This window comes from Streptomyces phaeolivaceus (assembly GCF_009184865.1).
GTDB lineage: Bacteria > Actinomycetota > Actinomycetes > Streptomycetales > Streptomycetaceae > Streptomyces > Streptomyces phaeolivaceus.
In genome coordinates, this window is the sequence record NZ_CP045096.1 from 9719399 (window position 1) to 9737760 (window position 18362).

Below are 18362 nucleotides of genomic sequence, written 5' to 3' on the forward strand. Positions count from 1 at the left end.
CGGAATCCGGAGACTTTGGAGAAGCCCGTGTCCACCCTGACGCGACCGGCGAAGGCCGCGACCGACTCCCCGGCCCGGCGGCCCTCCCCCCGCCGGGGCGGGAGGCGGGGAGCCTACAAGGGGCCGCTGTTCATGCTCCCCTTCCTGCTGGGCTTCCTCGCCACCTATGTCGTGCCGATCGGCTACGCCTTCAGCCAGAGCCTGCACGAGAAGAAGAGCAGTGGCCTCGGCTTCGGCCCGACCCGGGTCGTCTACACCGGCTTCGCCAACTTCGCCTCGGTCCTCGCCGACAGCGCGTTCTGGGCGAGCATGGGCCGCACCCTGTTGTTCGGCGCCGCGCAGATCACGGTGATGCTGGGCATCGCCCTGCTGCTGGCCCTCCTGCTCGACGGGGTGGCCGCACGCGCGGTGCGCTTCTTCCGCGCCGCGCTGCTCATCCCGTACGTCATCCCCGCCGTGGTCTCCACCCTGATGTGGCTGTTCCTCTACAGCCCGACGGGCAGCCCGCTGCTGGACCTCGCGGAGCGCGCCGGTGCGGAGATCTCGTTCTTCGGCGGTGTCAACACCTATCTCTCGCTGGGCAATCTGCTCACCTGGCAGGGCATCGGCTTCAACATGATCCTGATCTCCGCCTCGCTCCAGGCACTGCCCCGCGAGCTGTACGAGGCGGCCCGGCTGGACGGCGCCCGGGAGTGGCGCATCGCCTGGTCGATCAAGATCCCGAACATCACCGGGATCCTGGTGCTGACCGGCATGTTCTCCCTGATCAGCCGACTCCAGCTGTTCGGCGAGCCGCTGATCATGCGGCAGATCGCACCGGAGTCCATCAACACCGACTTCACGCCGATGATGGAGATCTACGACAAGGCCTTCAAGGTCGGCGACTACCAGTACGCCGCCGCCGAGTCCCTGGTCCTGGCCGTCGTCACCGGCATCCTCGCCCATGTCTTCTACCGCGCCACGAACAGGAAGATGTCATGAGCAGTGTCGCTTCCGGGGGCGGCGTACGCCCCTCCCGCCGTGCGGTGGTGCTCACCACCGGTCTGCTGGTGGTCTTCCTGCTGTACTCGCTCGCCCCGACCTGGTTCCTGATCGTCTCCGCGACCAAGAACCAGACGGACCTCTACTCCACCTTCGGCCTGTGGTTCTCCACCAACCACCTCGGCGACAACCTGCACGACATCGCGACCTACCACGACGGGGTGTTCCTGCGCTGGCTGGGCAACTCCGTCCTCTACTCCACCCTCGGCGCGGCGGGCTCCACCCTGATCTCGCTCGCCGCCGGGTACGGACTGTCGAAGTTCGACTTCCGCGGCCGGGGCGCGTTCTTCGCCGTCATCGTCGGCGCCTCCCTGCTGCCGAGCACCCTGCTGGCCTTCCCGCTGTATCTGGTGTTCTCCGAGATCGGGCTCACCAACACCATCTGGTCGGTGCTCATCCCGTACTTCATCAACCCCTTCGGGGTCTACCTCGGCAAGGTGTACGCGGACAGCTCCGTACCCACCGAACTGATGGAGGCCGCCCGCATCGACGGCGCCGGCGATCTGCGGGTCTTCGCCTCGATCGCGCTGCCGCTGATGCGCACCGGCGGCATCACCATCTTCATGCTGGAGTTCATCAACATCTGGAACAACTTCTTCCTCCCCCTGTTCATGCTCAACGGCGAGCGCACCTTCCCCGTGACCCTGGGCCTGTACTCCTGGCTCCAACAGGCACAGACCGCACGCGACATGAACACGCTCGTCCTCACCGGGTCCCTGCTGTCGATCGTCCCGCTCGCGATCTTCATGTTCACGCTCCAGAAGTACTGGCGCAGCGGAATTCTCATGGGCAGCCTCAAATGATCCACAACCCCGTCCTGCGCGGCTTCGCACCCGACCCCGTGATCCTGCGGGTCGGTGACGACTTCTACCTCGCGACCGCCACCTTCGAGTGGTGTCCGGGGGTGCGTGTCCACCACTCCCGGGATCTGGTGAACCGGCGGTCGCTGGGCGGCATCCTGGACAGCCGGCGCCTGCTCGACCTCACCGGGGTCCCCGACTCCGGAGGCATCTGGGCGCCCGGACTGTCGTACGCCGACGGCCTGTTCCATCTCGTCTTCACCGTGGTCGACACCTACGCGGAGGGCTGGAAGGACCTTCCGAACTACGTGACCACCGCCCCGTCGATCGAAGGGCCGTGGTCGGACCCGGTGCCGCTGCACGGCCGAGGCTTCGACGTGTCCCTCTTCCACGACCTCGACGCCCGCAGCCGGCTGCTCAACACGCGCTTCGACCGGCGGCCCGAACGGGAGATGTTCGCCGGGATCGAACTCCAGGAGTACGACCGGGCTTCGGGCGGGCTGATCGGCGCGCCCCGGACGATCTCCGTGGGCACCGCCGCCGGGGTCGCCGAGGGACCGCACCTCCACCGCCGCGACGGCTGGTACCACCTCGTCCACGCCGAGGGCGGCACCGGCTACGAGCACGGCGCGGCCGTCGCCCGCTCCCGGGACCTGTTCGGCCCCTACGAGCCGGACCCGGCCGGACCGCTGCTCACCTCCCGGCACGACCCGACCCTGGAACTCCAGAAGGCCGGACACTGCTCCCTGGCCGAGACCCGGGACGGCCAGTGGTACGCCGCCCACATCACCGCCCGCCCGTACGGCGAGCGCGGCCGGTGCGTACTGGGCCGGGAGACCGCCCTGCAGCCCGTGACCCGGACCGAGGACGGCTGGCCGCGCATCGCGGGCGCGGTCCCCGCCGTGACCGTACCGGCGCCCGGTCTGCCGCCCGCCCCGGTGCCCGAGCCGCCTGCCACGGACCGTTTCGACGCTCCCACGCTCGGACCCGACTGGTCCACCCTGCGCCGCCCGGCCGGCCCGGAGTGGGTGGAGCCGAGGCCCGGACGGCTCCGTGTCCGGGGCGGCCAGTCCCCGGTCGGGCGCCGGACCCCCAGCCTGGTCGCCCGGCGGGTGACGGCACGACGCTGCTCGTTCGAGACGGAACTGACCTTCGCGCCGGGCTCCACCGACCACCTGGCGGGACTCACCGCGTACTACGACACCCGCAACCGGCACTACCTGTACGTCACGGCCGACGACGACGGCTCCCCGGTGCTGCGGGCCCTCAGCTGTACGGCCGGAGCGCTCACCGCGCACCCGCCCCGGATCCCGCTCCAACCCGGGCACCCCGTCGTCCTGCGCGCCGAACTCGACGGCCCCGCCCTGCGGTTCTCGTACGGCGTCGGCGGCGAGCGGCCCCGGGCGCTGGGCCCCGACCTCGACGCGACCGTCCTGTCGGACGAGCACGCCGACGAGTTCCACGAGGGACAGCTGAGGGTGCTCGGCTTCACCGGGGCGATGCTGGGACTCCGGGTCCAGCACCTCGACGGCTCCGGCGTGCACGCGGACTTCGCCCACGCCACCTACCGCACCACCCCGGACGACCCCTCATGACACTGCTCGACCTCGGCCGCATCGGGCTCTTCTGCACCTCCCTCGGCCCCGACGACGCCCCCGCTCTGCTGCTGGCGCACGGCTGGGGCGGCGACGGACGGGAATGGTCACCGCACGCGGAGGCGCTTGCCGACCGGTTCCGGGTCCTCGTCCCCGATCTGCGCGGCCACGGCCGCTCCGCGGTGCCGGACGAGGGCAACACCCCGGCGGAGATGGCGGAGGACCTGGCCGCGCTGCTCGACTCCCTCGGGGTCGGACCGGTCGTCGCCGTCGGCCACTCCATGGGCGTCCAGGTCGTCAACCTGCTCGCCGTCCGCCACCCGGAGGCCGTGCGGTCGGTCGTCGCCCTCGATCCCGCGCACGGCGCGGACGAGGCCGAGGTCGCGCGGATCCCGGCCCGTCTCGCCGCGTACCGGGAGCACGGCGCCCGCGCCGCCGCCTCCTTCGTGGCCGGCGCGTTCTCCGCACAGGCCCCGCCCGGTCTCCGTACGGCGCACCTGCGTACCGTGCTCGGCACCCCCGACCATGTGATCGCCCAGGCCTACGCGGGCATGTACACCGACCCCGGCGCGGTCGGCGCCCGCCCGGCCAGCGAGGCGTTTCTGCTGCGCCGCACCCAGCCCGCGCTGACGGTGTGGACGTCCGCCGAGGCCGCCGAGTGGGAGCGCGGCACACTGCGGGTGCCCGGCTCACGTGTCGAGCACTGGCCGTGCACCGGCCACTATCTGCACGAGGAGCGGCCCGACCGCACGACCCGGCTCATCCGCGACTGGGCGGCCGGGGAGACGCCTGGGGAGACGCCCGGCTGAGCGGCGTCTCCCGCTACAACCGCCACCACCAAGCGGCGAGTTCGTTGTCGTCGGCGCACTCCACGGGGGACGCGTACGGCGAGCGCCGGGCGACGGCCAGGGTGTCGGTGCGGCGGACCACGGCACGCAGGTCCCGTACGGCGGGCATGTCGGCGAGTTCGTCGACGTCGAACGGGCAGCCCGCCGGGCCGCCGAGCAGGGTCTCGCAGCCGAACGCGTACCACTCGCCGACGAGTTCGTGGTCGCCCGACTTCTCGGCGGCGACGGCGATCTCCCGGACCACGTCGATCAGCGGGGTGCGGCGCGGCGGGTCGGCGTCGGGACCTCGGAGTTCCCCGGCGGAGACCATACGGCGCCACAGATCGGTGCCCGCGTCGCAGTAGAGGAACGGCGGGTCGACATAGCCGTCCTCGTGGTCGGGGTGCCGGTCGAGCGGGAATCGGTAGGCGTACCCGCGACGCAGCAGGATGTCCCTCACCCGGAAGTGGGTGAAGGAGCAGTCGAATCCGTCCTGGAAGCCGTACAGCTTCGCGAACCAGTCCCGGACGCGGGGATCGCCGGACGCGGTGTGGTCGTCCAGGAGGCGGATCGATTCCGCCACCAGGTCCTCGATCCTGTGCTCGGACATCGGCTTCTCCCTCGGGGCGATCGTCGGCCTGCCCGCATCCAAGCAGCAGGCACCGACACGACCGCCCCGCCCGAGGCCCTCACCCCCCGATCGCGTAGCCGGTTGCGCAACGGCACTTACCGCCCCGGACGGCCCCGGACGAGGTGGTCGACGACGGCCGCGGCCTCGTCCGGATGTGCCGTCAGCCATGCGTCGAGGCCTTCCCGGACGGCATCCGCGACACTGCCGCGCACGGCGTCGCCGCCCAGCCGGCTGCGGGTGGCGCCGGAGAATTCGAGGCGGTCCAGCCTCACCGACACGACCGCCGTCAGGCCCTCGCCGATCCGGTCGGCGTCGAGAGCGGGGTCCGCCGCCGTGAGCAGCCGCCGTCGGCGCGCGTACGCGTCGAGCGCCGCCGTCAGGCCGTCGCGGAAACCCTCCAGGTGCGTGCCCCCTTCGTAGGTGGGCAGGCTGTTGGCGAAGCCCCGGACCTGTTCGGTGCCGCCGCCGCCCCACCGGAGGGCCACCTCCACGGTCCCCGCCATCCGGGGGTCCTCCCTGGTGAAGCCGATGACGTCCGGGTGGACGGGCGCCCCCGACCCCTCGTCGAGGAAGGCGACGAAGTCCCGGATGCCGCCGGGGAACCGGAACCGTTCCGACCGGGACTCGTCCGGGGAGCGCTCGTCGGCCAGCCTGATGTCCAGGTCCCGGTTCAGGAAGGCCAGTTCGCGGAACCGCTCCGCCAGCACGGCGTACGAGTAGCGCACCGTCTCGAAGATGTCGGCGTCGGGCCAGAACGTGAAGGTGGTCCCGCTGCCGGTCGCCGGACCCGCGGCGACGGGGTCGCCGACCGCGAGGCCCCGCGCGTACTCCTGGACCCAGCGCGTCCCCGCGCGCCGCACCTCGGCCGTCAGACGGCCGGAGAGGGCGTTGGTGACAGAGGGGCCGAGACCGAAGTGGCCCAGGTGGACGGTGTGCCGGTCGTCGCTCCCCGTCAGCGCGCCCATGTCGGTCAGCACGGCTTCGAGGGTGGGACCGCCGGTGTGACCGGCCGCCCCCACGGGGAGCCCCGGCCCGTCGTCGGTGACCCGTACGCCGTCGTCCGGTACGAGGGTGATGCCGACGGATGCCGCGCGGCCGGCCAGCGCCTCCTCCACCGCCCGGTCGGCGATGACGTACACCATGTGATACAGGCCGCGTTCCCCGGTCGAACCGACATACATGCCGGGCCGCTTCCGTACGGCGTCCCGACCCTCCAGCACCTCGATCCGTGCGGCGTCGTACGGCATGGCCTTCTCGCTCATCAGGTCCCCCTCCGATGGAGTCCGGCAGACGCCGTCAGCCTAGAGGAATTCCAGCAAAACACCAGGTCAGAGCCTATTTGCCGAGAGCGTGGGCGGGCCGGTAGTGCCTGCCGGGAGACCGCCGGAGCAGGCCGCGCGGACCACGGCCATATCGCGCTCGTGCCCCCGTGAGAGCCGCGTACGCCCCCATTTCCAGGGCACTTGAGGCCGCTGATTCCGCGTCTGCGGGGCACTTGGGGGCGCCACCGGCCACCGCTTGCCTCACCTATCGACTTTCAATAGATTTCTATCGCTGATCGGGTGAGTCCGGACGATCGGCCGGCGTCGCGTGCCGCGCAGGCCGGCTCACGGGACATCGAGGTGACGCGGATGCGGGCCGAACTCGCCGAGGCGAACTGATGCCGATCGCCGTCGACATCGATGTGATGCTGGCCAGGAGGAAGATGTCCGTGGGTGAACTCGCGGAACGCGTCGGGATCACCCCGGCCAACCTGGCGGTGCTCAAGAACGGCCGGGCCAAGGCGGTCCGCTTCACCACCCTCGCCGCGCTCTGCGAAGTGCTCGACTGCCAGCCGGGAGACCTGTTGCGGTGGGAGGCCGACGCGGCCGACCGGCCCGACGGGGCCGCCGAGACCGTAGGCGGCGTGCGGTCGTGACCGGACACGAGGGGCGCCCGCTGCTCTTCCTTGACGTCGACGGCACACTGCTGCCCTACGGCGGCGCACGGCTCCCGTCGGCCGCCGAGGAGTGGGTCGACTGGCAGCACTCGTCGAACCCCCAACTGGCGAGGATCGACCGGGCCCACGGTCCCCGCCTGCTGCGGCTGCCCTGTGCGCTGATGTGGGCCACCGCGTGGATGGACGACGCCAACGAGGTGATCGCCCCGCTGCTCGGGCTGCCGTCGCTGCCGGTCGTGGAGCTGCCGGAGGCGCCCGAGGAGGACCGTGCGGACCTGCTGCACTGGAAGACCCGGGCCCTCGTCCGGACGGCGGCCGGGCGCCCGTTCATCTGGGCCGACGACGAGATCACCGACCTCGACCGCGCGTGGGTGTCACGGCATCACCGGGGGCGGGCCCTCCTCCACCGCGTGGAGGCGCGGGTGGGGCTGACCCCAGCCGATTTCACCGTGTTCCAGGGGTGGCTGGGCGGGGCCTGAGGAAGACCGCCGCCCAGCCACCGGCCGTGCGCTATGGGGGTTACGGGTTACGGGTTACGGGTTACGGGACGAGTTTCCAGTCCTGGGAGCCGTCCGAGGTCGCGGGCCGCAGGGTGAGCGGGGCGTCGGTGGACGCGCCGGTCGGATAGAGGTCCTTGTTCTTGGCCGACTGCAGTTTGACGTGGCCGTTGCCGGCCTCGACGACCTTCCAGGTGCCCGTGGCGCTGTCGTCCACCCACTGGCCGACGCGTTGACCGGCGGTCGCGCTGCCAGCCGCCGGTCGCGACGACATTGAGCACCTGCCAGGTCACGCCCTCGTCGTCACTGGAGTACAGGGCGATCGCCATGTCGCTCCGGTCCCCGTCGTTGGACGGCGTCCAGTCCGGGTCGGCCGCCTTGTGTTCCTTGTAGTACTGGTCGTCGCCCGACACGACACTCGCCAGGAGCAGCGTGCCCGCCTTCAGATCGCCCACGCGCTCCGGCAGCACGTACAGGAACGGGTTCGTCCAGTTGCTCGTGTACTTCGCGTACCGGGAGTCCGTCGACAGGTATGCCGGGGCCTTCACCTCGGCCAGCGGCTGCCAGGAGTCGGACGCGGAGCGCCCGGGGACGTGGTGTGTGTCCCCGGGCGTGTGGTCGGCGGTGGACCGCCGGTGCCGGTCCGGTGCGTACCGGTGCGGGAGATGTCGGTTTGGTTGAGCAGGTACGCCTTCTCGATGGTCACGTCGTAGGCGTTGCCGCTCGTGTCCGTGACCCTCGCCCTGAGGGAGACCGAGGTCGCGGTCTTGGGGTGGGTCAGGGTGATGTGGCGTCTACCGTCCGTGCCCGTGCCGTAGGCGACCGGGGTGTCGGTCCACACCTTGCCTCCGTCGTAGGAGACCTGGACGGTGAGCGATCCGAGGTTGTTCTGCGCCGGGCCCCGGACATGGAGCGGGAACGTGACGGTCTCGCCGGACTTCGCGGTGCTCGTCAGGTCCAGGCTCGGGGTGAAGCGGACGATGTTGATGGGCAGGTTCGCGGGAGTGGTGCCCGTGACCTGCTTCGAGGTGAGCGTCCAGGCCGCCACGAGCCGGCTCGTGGCACTCGCGACCGACGAGGGGCGCGTCGCCTCCGTGCTCATCTTGTACGTGGCGGACCCGGCGGGGAGCCCTTCGAGCATCCCGCACGCCCCTTCCTGCGCGTCGAGGACGGTCCTGCCGTCGGCCGTGACCGCGGTGCGCTGTTGGGAGACCGCCGATTCGCCGTGGTGGCCGACCCCGTCGGCGAACTCGTCCACGCGGAACCGCATGTCGTTGCCGAGCCGTTGGCTGCTCCCGTACGCCTCCTTCGGGCTGAACACACCGACGTTGAAGGTCTCCGAGTACGTCTTCCCCGCCTCGAAGGTCCTGGGACCCGCGGACGTCAGATCGACGCCGAAGTCGTCGCCGTTGTGCTGGTAGGCCCCGAGTTCCCAGGTCAGGTATTTGGGCGTGGTGAAGTAGGTCTTGGCCGTGGTGGGCAGGGCGAACGGGTCGGTCATCAGGCTGACGCTGTACGCCGACGGCCCTGTCGCATCGACCCAGCCCGGCATGAGAGAGCCCGTACGGTTCTTGGCGGAGGAGCCGAACCTGGCGTTCACCAGGGCCAGTTCGCTCATCTCGGCCGTGTGGCTGAAGCCCTTGTAGAACGAACCGGTGCGGTTGTAGAGCAGGTTGTAGCTGGTGCTGCCCTTCTGCCAGAGGCCACCGACCTGCGCGTTCATCAGCGCCGTCGGCACCTGCGGGCCGACATGGCCGACGCGCGCACCGTTGAAGTCGTCCAGGTTCCAGAGGCTGGAACGAACCCCGTCACCCGCCTTCACCCCGAAGCTCACATACGCGTCGAGAAGCTCGGCGGAGTCCGGCGCGGTGATGCTGATCGGCTTCGCCGTGCGGGCGTCGAAGGTGACGGTGGAGTCCCCAACCCGGCGAGCGGAACCGATGATGTCAGACATCGCCTCTCTGGCCGTGCTTTTCTGCCTGCGCAGTCATGCCTACGCGGGCAGGCGGCGGGTTTCACGCGTCGGGGGCCGCGTGGACGCGTTCGCCGTCCACGAAGGTCTGCAGGACCCGGGTGGCCGCGATCTCCTCGGGCGGGCCGGTGAACGGGTCGCGGTCGAGGACGACCAGGTCGGCCGCCTTGCCGACGGTGATGCTGCCGGTGAGGGTGTCGAGGTGGTTGGCGTAGGAGCTGCCCGCCGTGTAGGCGGCGAGGGCGGTGCCGAGGTCGAGGCGCTGCTCCGGCAGGAACTCGGGGGTGCCGTCCGGGGCGTCGGGGGAGCGGCGGCGGTTGACGGCGACATGGAGGGCCTGGAACGGGTCGGGGCTGCTGACCGGCCAGTCGCTGCCCGCCGCGAGCGTCGCCCCGGCCCGCAGCAGATCGCCGAACGGGTACTGCCGGGCGCCGCGTTCGGGGCCCAGGAACGGCAGGGTCAGCTCGTCCATCTGCGGTTCGTGGGCGGCCCACAGCATCTGCAGATTGGCGGTGGCGCCGAGCGCCCGGAACCGCCGTACGTCGTCGGGGTGGACGACCTGGAGGTGCGCGAGGTGGTGGCGGGTGTCGTGGTACCCGTTCGCGGTACGGGCGGCCTCGACGGCGTCCAGCGCCTCGCGCACCGCGCGGTCGCCGAGGGCGTGGAAGTGCACCTGGAAGCCGAGCGCGTCGAGTTCGGTGACGTACTTCTTCAGCTCACCCGGTTCGACGAAGCTGATCCCGCTGCCGCTGCCGCTGCCGCTGCCGCTGCCGCTGCCGCTGCCGCCGCTGTCCGAGGCGCAGCCGCAGCCGGTGAGATACGGGTCGAGCATCGCGGCCGTGTGGTTCTCCGCGATGCCGTCCTGCATGATCTTCACCGAGCCGGCCCGGAACCGGTCCCCGCTCAACTCCTCGCGCCGCGCGACGAGTTCGGGGATCTGCTCGGCGCCGCGCTCACGGTCCCACCACAGGGCGCCGACGGGATGACCTCCGGCCCGGCCGGTTGCCTACTCGTGGTCGGCACAGAGGTGGGCGGTCAGCGCCGCGCTGCTGGAGAGCCTCGGCGAGGTCGCCGGGGACGGTGTCCACCCGGGGTTGTTCACCGAGGTGTTCTGGGCGGCCCTGCACGGACTGGCCACCCTGACCCGGGAGGGACGGCTGCCGCCGGGGGAGGCCGACCGGAGGACGGAACTGCTGGTGGACCGGCTCACCGTGATCTGACGCGCCACCCGGCCGGATCGGGTCTTCCGGCCGGGGTGGGCACAGGGGATCGCGTCCCGGGTATGGCGAAGGGCTTCCGCGAGGCGTCACGCCTCGCGGAAGCCCTTCGGCCGGGAGCGGCCTCACCGGGCTGTGCGTCTCCCCCGGCTACCGGCCTCCCCGGACTCCCAGTTGTCCGCCTTCCCGGGCGGTCGACCCCGCGTCAGGACGCGGGGAGTTCCGCGCGGACCGTACGGGTGGCGGCGACCAGGTTCTCCAGGGCGGCGCGGGTCTCGGGCCAGCCCCGGGTCTTCAGGCCGCAGTCGGGGTTGACCCACAGGCGTTCGGCGGGGACGGCCTTCAGCCCGGTGCGCAGCAGGTCGGCGGCCTCCTCGGCGCTCGGCACCCGGGGCGAGTGGATGTCGTAGACCCCGGGTCCGGCCTCGCGGGGATAGCCGTGGGCGGCGAGTTCGCGGGCGACCTGCATGTGCGAGCGGGCGGCCTCCAGGCTGATGACGTCGGCGTCGAGGTCGTCGATGGCCTGGACGATGTCGCCGAACTCGGCGTAGCACATGTGCGTGTGGATCTGGGTGTCCGGGCGCACGCCGCTGGTGCTGAGCCGGAAGGCCTCCGTGGCCCAGGCGAGATAGGCCGGGCGGTCGGCGGCGCGCAGCGGAAGGGTCTCGCGCAGCGCGGGCTCGTCCACCTGGACCACCGAACTCCCCGCCCGCTCCAGGTCGTCGACCTCGTCGCGCAGGGCGAGGGCGACCTGGCGGGCGGTGTCACCGAGGGGCTGGTCGTCGCGGACGAAGGACCAGGCGAGCATGGTGACGGGCCCGGTGAGCATGCCCTTGACGGGCCGTGCGGTGAGGGACTGGGCGTACGTCGTCCAGCGCACCGTCATCGGCTCGGGGCGGGAGATGTCGCCGGCCAGGATCGGCGGGCGGACATAGCGGGTGCCGTAGGACTGGACCCAGCCGTGCTGGGTGGCGAGATAGCCGGTGAGCTGCTCGGCGAAGTACTGGACCATGTCGTTGCGTTCGGCCTCGCCGTGCACCAGGACGTCCAGGCCGGTCTTCTCCTGGAACGAGATCACCTCCTGGATCTCCGCCTTGACGCGCTCCTCGTACCCGGCCGTGTCGATCCGGCGCGCGCGGAGATCGGCGCGCGCCGTGCGCAGTTCCCCGGTCTGCGGGAAGGAGCCGATCGTGGTGGTCGGCAGCAGCGGCAGCCCGAGGTGGGCGCGCTGGGCCGCCGCGCGCTCGGCGTACGGCTGCGAGCGCCGGGCGTCCGCCTCGGTGACGGCCGCCGCGCGCGCCCGGACGGCCGGGTCGTGGGTGATCGGCGAGCCTGCCCGGGAGGCCAGGTCGGCGCGGTTGGCGGCGAGTTCGCCGGTGATCGCGTCCGTGCCCTGGGCGAGGCCCTTGGCGAGGGCGACGATCTCGCCCGTCTTCTGCCGGGCGAAGGCGAGCCAGCGCAGGATCTGCGGCTCGATGTCCCGCTCCGGCGCCGCGTCCAGCGGCACATGGAGCAGCGAGCAGGAGGCGGCGACATCGATCCGGTCGGCCAGCCCGAGCAGCGTGCCGAGCGTGGCGAGCGAGGCCGACAGGTCGTTCACCCAGATGTTGCGGCCGTTGACGACCCCCGCGACCAGGCGCTTGCCCGGCAGTCCGCCCACGGCGGCCAGGGCGTCCAGGTTGGCGGCGGCGGCCTCCGTGAAGTCCAGGGCCAGGCCCTCGACGGGGGCCTTGGCCAGGACGGGGAGCGCGTCCCCGAGCCGGTCGAAGTAGGAGGCCACCAGCAGCTTCGGCCGGTCGGTGAGGGCGCCCAGGTCACGGTAGGTCCGCGTCGCGGCGTTCAGTTCGGCCGGGGTGCGGTCCTGGACCAGGGCGGGCTCGTCCAACTGCACCCACTGCGCGCCCGCCGCGCGCAGATCGGCGAGGACCTCGGCGTACACCGGCAGCAGCCGGTCGAGAAGGGTGAGCGGGTCGAAGTCGGCGGCCACACCGGGCGCGGGCTTGGCGAGCAGGAGGTAGGTGACCGGGCCGACCAGCACGGGCCGCGCGGCGAGACCCAGGGCGAGCGCCTCCTTCAGCTCCGCGACCTGCTTGGCGGAGTCGGCCGTGAAGACGGTGTCCGGGCCCAACTCGGGCACCAGATAGTGGTAGTTGGTGTCGAACCACTTCGTCATCTCCAGCGGCGCGACGTCCTGCGTGCCGCGCGCCATGGCGAAGTAGCCGTCCAGCGCGTCGGTCTCCACGGCCCCGCGGTGCCGGGCGGGGAGCGCGCCGACCATGACGGTGGTGTCGAGCACATGGTCGTAGTACGAGAAGTCGCCGGTGGGCACCTCGTGGATGCCGGCCCCGGCGAGCTGCCGCCAGTTGGTCCGGCGCAGTTCGGCGGCGGTGGCGCGCAGGGCGTCGGCGGTGACCCGGCCCTTCCAGTAGCCCTCGATCGCCTTCTTCAGTTCCCGGTTCGGGCCCTGGCGGGGGTAGCCGTACACGGTGGCCCGTGCTGCCGCGGCTGCGGACTTCGCTGTCACGGAGATCTCCTTCGCGAGATGAATCCCTGGGATCCCGGCGACGGGACGCGAGCGCGAAGGGGTGACGAACCGGACGGAAATCGGCCTCGCGCGACAAGGCGCGGCCGTGGCTTGTCCGATATGTGCGCCGACCCGCCCACGAGGTCACCGGGATGTCCGCGCACGGAGTGGTCCGCGCACGGGCAGTTGGCAGGTCTTCGGACTCGTGGGCACGCCCTCCCGACCGGAGGACACCTACTGGCCGTCGCTTCCCAGACCCTGTTCGTCGGGCCCAGTGCGTATGACGGCGGTCGTTCCCACTCACCGCTGCGGGGCAGTCCCGGATTCCCACCGGGTTCCCTCTTGCGACGCATCCCGTCTGGCGGACGGGGCGAACCAGCTGCACAGGTCAGCTTAGGCCCTGTCGTCACCTTCCCGCCCTCCCCCCGTCAGCCGTGGTCGTACGTGTGGAACCCCAGGCCGGTCTTCCGGCCGAGCAGTCCCGCCTCCACCATCCGCTGGAGCAGCGGGGGAGGCGCGTACAGCGGTTCACGGAACTCGTCGTACAGGGACTCCGCGATGGAGGCGACGGGTGGTGCGGGCGCCCGCCCAGCACACCGTCGAACACCTCACGGCACACGGGCACCAGCGCCGGATGGGCGACCCAGGAGCCGTCGAAGCCGTCCTCCGCCTCCCGTTCCTTGTCGAGGCGGACCTCGGCGAGCGCCGCCTCGTACGCGGCCGGGTCCTCGCCGGGCACCTGGGCGGCCATTCCGCCGATCGCGTGGGCGCCACGCCTGTGGTAGGTGCGCACCAGCAGTTCGGTGCAGGCGCGCAGAAACGGCGCGGTCGTGGTGACCTCGGCGCGGTCCGGCAGCAGGAAGTCGGTGCGGTGACCGAACGTCTTGATCAGACTGAACAGATAGTCCCAGCGCCCGGCGTTCAGGCCCGCGCCGTGCTCCCGCAGCTCATGGAGGATCTCCTCCCTCTCGAACGCGGCGGTGATCGTCTCGATGAGGACCGTGGCCCGGATCGTGCCCCGGGGGATGCCGAGCAGATCCTGCGCGGCGACGAAGATGTTGTTCCACAGCCGGGCCTCGTAGCGGTTCTCCAGCTTCGGCAGAGAGAAGTACGGCCCATGACCGGCGTCGATCTGCCGCCGCCCGCAGTGGAAGAGATACAGCCCGAAGTCCACGAGCGCGGCGGGCACCGGCCGGCCGTCGTAAGCGAGATGCTCCTCGTCGAGATGCCAGCCGCGCGGCCGTACGACGATCGTGGCGAGCCGCTCGCGGTCCTTGAGGCGGTACTCCTTGCCCTCGGGCGTGGTGAAGTCGATGCGCCGCTCGACGGCGTCCAGCAGACTGAGCTGGCCACCGACGATGTTGTCCCAGGTGGACGCGGTGGCGTCCTCGAAGTCCGCCAGCCACACCTGGGCACCGGAGTTGAGGGCGTTGACGGTTATACGGCGCTCGGGCGGACCGGTGATCTCCACCCGGCGGTCGGTCAGACCGGGGGCGGGCGGGGCGACCCGCCAGGTGGGGTCCGCGCGGACGGCGGAGGTGACCATTCGGTGAGCGTCGGTCGGCGCTGCTTCGCGGGGTCCCCTTCTCCTTCGTCCGGGTCGACCGGGCGGGCAACATGTCCAAACGGCAGTCCGCGACCGGCTTCCACTTCTCCCGGGCCGGCGGCACCTGCCCCCTGTGGAACGTGTACGAGGCGTTCGCGGCGCCCGGCCGTATCCATGTCCAGGTCGCCGAGATGCCCGACGGCGGACGGTATCTGTGGACGGCCCGTGCGCTGACCCGCCACCGGGGCGGCTGGGGCGAGCCGGGCAAGACCTTCGCCATCGGCCTCGGCTGCGAGATCCGCCACGCCCACCGGCTGGTCTACTCCGACGGCCTCGACCTCGCGAACGCCTCCGCCGCCACCCCCATCGGCATGGGCTGCCGCCTCTGCGAGCGCCTCGACTGCCCGCAGCGCGCGGTGCCGCCCCTCGGCCGTCCGCTTCGGATCGACCTCAACAGCAGCGCGTTCGTGCCGTACCCGGTCGCGGACTCCTCCACCTGACCCCGGTCCACCTGACCCCGGTGGGTGCGGCCCGGCCGGTCAGCCCACGTGGACCCGGGGGCGCCGGGCCCGGTTCCGCTCCGCCTCGCGCAGGACCTCCCGGGTGACCGGGGCGACCTCGCCCTGGCCGAAGAGGAAGAAGCGGAGGAAGTTGGCGAACGGGCCGCCCTCGGTCCACTCGAAGTAGATGTGCGGTATCGCCCCGGTGGAGTCCCGGACATGCAGCAGCAGGGCGGCCAGCGCGTTGGGGATCGAGGAGGACTCCAGCGTCAGCACCCGGTAGCGGCCGTGCATCACCTCGCCCCGCACGGTCAGGCCCGCCTCGAACTCCGAGGGGTCCGTCACCGTGACCTCCACGAAGACGAAGTCCTCGGCGCCGGGCACGTCGTTGTCGTGGCGGATCTGTTCGATCTTCTCGCGGTACTCCGCGAGGTCGCGGTTGTCGGGCTCGTTGGCGATGAAGCGGATCTTGCGGTGCGCGATGTCCCGGACGAAGCGCTCCGCCGTCGTGTCCAACCGGACGCTCGTGACGCGCAGTTCGAAGGCGCGGGCCAGACGGGAGAGGAGGGAGACGAGGATGATGCCGGCGATGAAACAGGCACCGATCTTCACACCGTCGGGGCGTTCGATGACGTTCAGGACGGTGGTGTAGAGGAAGACCGCCGAGATGACACCGAAGGCGATGGTCCAGTTGCGCTGGCCGGCCTTGCGGGCGGCGATCGTCACCGCGATCGCCGCCGAACTGATCAGCACCAGGACGCCCGTCGCGTAGGCGCCGCCCTGCGCGTCCACGTCCGCGTCGAAGATCCAGGTGACGAGGAAACCGACCAGGGTGAAGACGATGACCATGGGGCGCACCGCGCGGGCCCAGTGCGGTGCCATGCCGTACCGGGGGAGGTAGCGGGGCATCAGGTTGAGCAGTCCGGCCATGGCGGAGGCGCCCGCGAACCAGAGGATGGCGATCGTGGAGACGTCGTAGACGGTGCCGAAGGCGCTGCCCAGATAGTCGTGGGCGAGATGGGCGAGCGCCCGGCCGTTGGCGTCGCCGCCCGGCTCGAACTCCTTCTCCGGGATCAGCAGGGTGGTGATGAAGCTGGTGCAGATCAGGAAGACGCTCATGATCACGGCGGCTGCCGTCAGCAGCTTCTTCGTGTCCCGGATACGGCCCTTGGGGTCGGCCTCCGTGTCGCCGGGGTCGCCCTTCACATGCGGCATGACGGCCACGCCCGTCTCGAAGCCGGAGAGGCCGAGCGCGAGCTTGGGGAAGACGATCAGGGCCACACCGATCATGACGAAGACATTGCCGTGCTCGGCGGTCAGCGCGGTCGACCAGTCGGTGACGACATGCCCCTCGGTGATCACATGCCACAGGCCGGCCACCACGACCACCACGTTCAGCGCCAGATAGACCGCCACCAGCGCCACGGCCACGCCGATGGCCTCCAGGAAGCCCTTGAGGAACACCGCGCCCAGCAGGGCGATGAGGATGAGCGTGATCAGGAGCTGCTTGTCGTGCAGGGCGTCCGTCAGATGCGGGTTCTCGATCAGATGGGTCGAGGCGTCCGCGGCCGACAGGGTGATCGTGATCAGGAAGTCGGTCGCCGCGAAGCCCAGCAGGGTGAGGACGAACAGCTTGCCCTTCCAGAACGTCAGCAGCCGTTCCAGCATCGCGATCGAGCCCTCGCCCCGGGGGCTCTCCTCGGCCACCCGGCGGTAGACCGGGAGCGCTCCCGCGAGGGTGACGATCACCAGGACGACGGTCGCCACGGGGGAGAGGAGACCGGCCGCGAGCGCGGCGATGCCGGGCTGGTAGCCGAGGGTGGAGAAGTAGTCGACGCCAGTCAGGCACATCACCCGCCACCAGGGCTGACCCTTGTGCGCGGGCTGTGGCTCGGCATGCGGTCCGGTGTGGCCGCCGCCCTTGCCCATGTCGGACAGGCCTTCCAGCATCCACGCCCGCAGACGGCCGCTGCGGATGCCCTCGGTGGTGGCCAATGAACGCTCCAGACGTGCGGTGCTACGAACAGTTCCGGCCATCGAGGGACCGCCGCATCAGCGTAAGCAGGGAGTGAGGCCTGGGCCATGGGAAAGGGGGCCGGGGGGCGTCAAGACCGCGTCAAGGTCTGCGGCGGGACGCGGTGGGGTCCGTCGAGGTCACCCGTCCAGTGCCGCGCGGACCAGCGTGTCGAGCCGCCGCCACGCCGGGGACGAGGCGTTGACCGTGCCCTGGACGAGGGCCGGGATCTCGGAGGCCGACCCCAGTTCGGGCAGTCCGTCGGGGCCGTAGCGCTCCCGGGTCGCCTCGACGATCCGGCGGGCCAGGTCCGTGAGGCGGGGATCGTCGGCGTCGAGGTCGTACGCCCGGTCGTAGGCGAGGAAGAGTCCCCGCAGCGCCGGGTCGGTGAGGATCTCGGCCTGGTCGGCGAACAGGCCGGCCGCGTGGTCGGGGTGGGTGGCGAAGACGAGGATCCACAGGTCGCGCTGCAGGTCCACCCACCGGGGCGTGAACCCCCAGTCGGCCAGGCGCTCCAGATGGGCGCCGACCCCGTCCGGCAGCGGGACCGGCTGCCCGGCGGCCAGTCGGCGCAACCGGCCCCGCGTCTCCCGCAGACCGCGGATACGGGCGGTCAGGTCGTCGTCGATCTCGCGCAGCGCCCGCCGGAACTCCTCGTCGGTCGCCGTGCGCAGGTCGCGGATGCGGGACAGGGGGACACCTGCCTCGGCGAGCGTCCGGATCTTGATCAGGTCGATGACGTCGCTCGCGCCGTACCGCCGGTACCCAGACGCGTCGCGCTCGGGCTCCGGGAGCAACCCCTTGTCGTGGTAGACGCGGACGGTCTTGACGGACACCCCGACATATCCGGCCAGTTGCCCGATGGTGATCACCCGGTCATCGTGCCACTTGACCCCGCCCCTGGGGCGGGGTTGCAGCATGGCGCCATGACGAACGAGAACGAGCGCGATCACGACCACAAGCACGAGAGCAAGCACGACAGCACGCACGGCCATGGGAAGTTCGACCGGGAGACCCTGCGCGAGCTGGCCGACGAGGGCAACGAGACCGCCCTGGACCGGCTGGCCGACCTCGCCGACGCCGCCGACGACGTCGGGGAACTGAGCGAACTGCTGGACGAGGGCTCCCTGCACGCCGGGTCGCTGCTCACCCGGCGCGCCGTCGCGAGGGGTGATCTGCGCGAGCTGCAACGGATCCGTGACGCCGGGTACGAGGAGGCCGGCAACGAGTTGGAGCGGCTGCTGAAGGCACCGTGAACC

14 protein-coding genes, 6 pseudogenes and 1 riboswitch are annotated in these 18362 nt (G+C 71.3%); of the genes and pseudogenes, 9 read left to right on the forward strand and 11 right to left on the reverse strand.

Annotated features, from left to right (window positions below; all coding sequences use genetic code 11):
• Positions 1-27 precede the first annotated feature (27 nt).
• Genes F9278_RS44200 through F9278_RS44215 form a run of 4 tightly spaced genes read left to right on the forward strand, consistent with a single transcriptional unit; the run spans position 28 to position 4245 of the window.
• Complete coding sequence (locus F9278_RS44200) at positions 28-981, forward strand: carbohydrate ABC transporter permease (protein ID WP_152173344.1); 954 nt, start codon at positions 28-30, stop codon at positions 979-981.
• Entirely contained in the window at positions 978-1844 is an 867-nt protein-coding gene (locus F9278_RS44205) for a carbohydrate ABC transporter permease (RefSeq protein ID WP_152173345.1), read from the forward strand. The genes F9278_RS44200 and F9278_RS44205 overlap by 4 nt, the downstream gene beginning before the upstream one ends.
• A complete protein-coding gene (locus tag F9278_RS44210) occupies positions 1841-3436 on the forward strand; it encodes a glycoside hydrolase family 43 protein (protein WP_152173346.1) in 1596 nt (531 codons plus the stop codon). The genes F9278_RS44205 and F9278_RS44210 overlap by 4 nt, the downstream gene beginning before the upstream one ends.
• Positions 3433-4245 (forward strand): alpha/beta fold hydrolase, encoded by an 813-nt coding sequence (locus tag F9278_RS44215; protein ID WP_152173347.1) that lies wholly within the window; start codon positions 3433-3435, stop codon positions 4243-4245. The genes F9278_RS44210 and F9278_RS44215 overlap by 4 nt, the downstream gene beginning before the upstream one ends.
• 13 nt (positions 4246-4258) lie before the next feature.
• On the opposite strand, the gene F9278_RS44220 is transcribed toward F9278_RS44215, so the two are convergent.
• Both F9278_RS44220 and F9278_RS44225 read right to left on the reverse strand, forming a co-directional pair.
• Complete coding sequence (locus F9278_RS44220) at positions 4259-4873, reverse strand: hypothetical protein (RefSeq protein ID WP_152173348.1); 615 nt, start codon at positions 4871-4873, stop codon at positions 4259-4261.
• 116 nt (positions 4874-4989) lie between these two features.
• On the reverse strand, positions 4990-6156 hold the full coding sequence (locus F9278_RS44225; RefSeq protein WP_152173349.1) for a DNA topoisomerase subunit B: 1167 nt from the start codon (positions 6154-6156) through the stop codon (positions 4990-4992).
• A 398-nt stretch (positions 6157-6554) separates the two neighbouring features.
• Between F9278_RS44225 and F9278_RS44230 the strand changes: the two genes are divergently transcribed.
• Complete coding sequence (locus F9278_RS44230; RefSeq protein ID WP_152173350.1) at positions 6555-6812, forward strand: helix-turn-helix domain-containing protein; 258 nt, start codon at positions 6555-6557, stop codon at positions 6810-6812.
• On the forward strand, positions 6809-7312 hold the full coding sequence (locus tag F9278_RS44235; RefSeq protein WP_152173351.1) for an HAD domain-containing protein: 504 nt from the start codon (positions 6809-6811) through the stop codon (positions 7310-7312). The genes F9278_RS44230 and F9278_RS44235 overlap by 4 nt, the downstream gene beginning before the upstream one ends.
• Before the next feature lie 61 nt (positions 7313-7373).
• Here the strand turns inward: F9278_RS44235 and F9278_RS44240 are convergent, their stop codons facing one another.
• The 4 genes and pseudogenes from F9278_RS44240 to F9278_RS44255 form a co-directional block, all read right to left on the reverse strand.
• The gene (locus F9278_RS44240; protein ID WP_152173352.1) at positions 7374-7604 is read right to left on the reverse strand and encodes an RICIN domain-containing protein; all 231 of its coding nucleotides are present in this window, start codon (positions 7602-7604) and stop codon (positions 7374-7376) included.
• A pseudogene (locus tag F9278_RS47890) lies at positions 7579-7899 on the reverse strand (RICIN domain-containing protein); the annotation flags it as partial. The pseudogene F9278_RS47890 and the gene F9278_RS44240, both read right to left, overlap by 26 nt.
• Entirely contained in the window at positions 7875-9284 is a 1410-nt protein-coding gene (locus tag F9278_RS44250; RefSeq protein ID WP_152173353.1) for a molybdopterin-binding protein, read from the reverse strand. The pseudogene F9278_RS47890 and the gene F9278_RS44250, both read right to left, overlap by 25 nt.
• Before the next feature lie 61 nt (positions 9285-9345).
• Positions 9346-10281, reverse strand: a pseudogene (locus F9278_RS44255) (amidohydrolase); the annotation flags it as partial.
• 61 nt (positions 10282-10342) lie between these two features.
• On the opposite strand from F9278_RS44255, the pseudogene F9278_RS44260 reads away from it, so the two are divergent.
• A pseudogene (locus F9278_RS44260) lies at positions 10343-10522 on the forward strand (TetR family transcriptional regulator); the annotation flags it as partial.
• Between the two features lie 202 nt (positions 10523-10724).
• Here F9278_RS44260 and metE read toward each other — a convergent pair.
• The 3 genes and pseudogenes from metE to F9278_RS44275 form a co-directional block, all read right to left on the reverse strand.
• Positions 10725-13043, reverse strand: a complete 2319-nt coding sequence (metE, locus tag F9278_RS44265; protein ID WP_152173354.1) for a 5-methyltetrahydropteroyltriglutamate--homocysteine S-methyltransferase — start codon at positions 13041-13043, stop codon at positions 10725-10727.
• A 171-nt stretch (positions 13044-13214) separates the two neighbouring features.
• A riboswitch (cobalamin riboswitch) is annotated at positions 13215-13438 on the reverse strand.
• A gap of 33 nt (positions 13439-13471) precedes the next feature.
• A pseudogene (locus F9278_RS44270) lies at positions 13472-13612 on the reverse strand (3-hydroxyacyl-CoA dehydrogenase family protein); the annotation flags it as partial.
• Positions 13613-13617: 5 nt separating this feature from the next.
• Positions 13618-14586: pseudogene (locus F9278_RS44275) on the reverse strand (malate synthase); the annotation flags it as partial.
• A gap of 26 nt (positions 14587-14612) precedes the next feature.
• On the opposite strand from F9278_RS44275, the pseudogene F9278_RS44280 reads away from it, so the two are divergent.
• A pseudogene (locus F9278_RS44280) lies at positions 14613-15089 on the forward strand (short-chain fatty acyl-CoA regulator family protein); the annotation flags it as partial.
• A gap of 39 nt (positions 15090-15128) precedes the next feature.
• Here the strand turns inward: F9278_RS44280 and F9278_RS44285 are convergent.
• Both F9278_RS44285 and F9278_RS44290 read right to left on the reverse strand, forming a co-directional pair.
• A complete protein-coding gene (locus tag F9278_RS44285) occupies positions 15129-17039 on the reverse strand; it encodes an APC family permease (protein WP_404819039.1) in 1911 nt (636 codons plus the stop codon).
• 204 nt (positions 17040-17243) lie between these two features.
• On the reverse strand, positions 17244-17975 hold the full coding sequence (locus tag F9278_RS44290; RefSeq protein ID WP_152173356.1) for a MerR family transcriptional regulator: 732 nt from the start codon (positions 17973-17975) through the stop codon (positions 17244-17246).
• A 54-nt stretch (positions 17976-18029) separates the two neighbouring features.
• Here F9278_RS44290 and F9278_RS44295 point away from each other — a divergent pair, with 54 nt between their 5' ends.
• On the forward strand, positions 18030-18359 hold the full coding sequence (locus F9278_RS44295) for a hypothetical protein (protein WP_226967205.1): 330 nt from the start codon (positions 18030-18032) through the stop codon (positions 18357-18359).
• The last annotated feature ends 3 nt before the right edge of the window (positions 18360-18362 follow it).

Bases quoted from the DNA above. Each gene is read 5' to 3' on its own strand.
- F9278_RS44220 (WP_152173348.1), bottom strand. From the start codon at position 4,873: ATGTCCGAGCACAGGATCGAGGACCTGGTGGCGGAATCGATCCGCCTC.
- F9278_RS44250 (WP_152173353.1), bottom strand. From the start codon at position 9,284: ATGTCTGACATCATCGGTTCCGCTCGCCGGGTTGGGGACTCCACCGTC.
- F9278_RS44225 (WP_152173349.1), bottom strand. From the start codon at position 6,156: ATGAGCGAGAAGGCCATGCCGTACGACGCCGCACGGATCGAGGTGCTG.
- F9278_RS44285 (WP_404819039.1), bottom strand. From the start codon at position 17,039: ATGCTGGAAGGCCTGTCCGACATGGGCAAGGGCGGCGGCCACACCGGA.
- F9278_RS44240 (WP_152173352.1), bottom strand. From the start codon at position 7,604: ATGTCGTCGCGACCGGCGGCTGGCAGCGCGACCGCCGGTCAACGCGTC.
- F9278_RS44230 (WP_152173350.1), top strand. From the start codon at position 6,555: ATGCCGATCGCCGTCGACATCGATGTGATGCTGGCCAGGAGGAAGATG.
- F9278_RS44205 (WP_152173345.1), top strand. From the start codon at position 978: ATGAGCAGTGTCGCTTCCGGGGGCGGCGTACGCCCCTCCCGCCGTGCG.
- F9278_RS44210 (WP_152173346.1), top strand. From the start codon at position 1,841: ATGATCCACAACCCCGTCCTGCGCGGCTTCGCACCCGACCCCGTGATC.
- F9278_RS44215 (WP_152173347.1), top strand. From the start codon at position 3,433: ATGACACTGCTCGACCTCGGCCGCATCGGGCTCTTCTGCACCTCCCTC.
- F9278_RS44295 (WP_226967205.1), top strand. From the start codon at position 18,030: ATGACGAACGAGAACGAGCGCGATCACGACCACAAGCACGAGAGCAAG.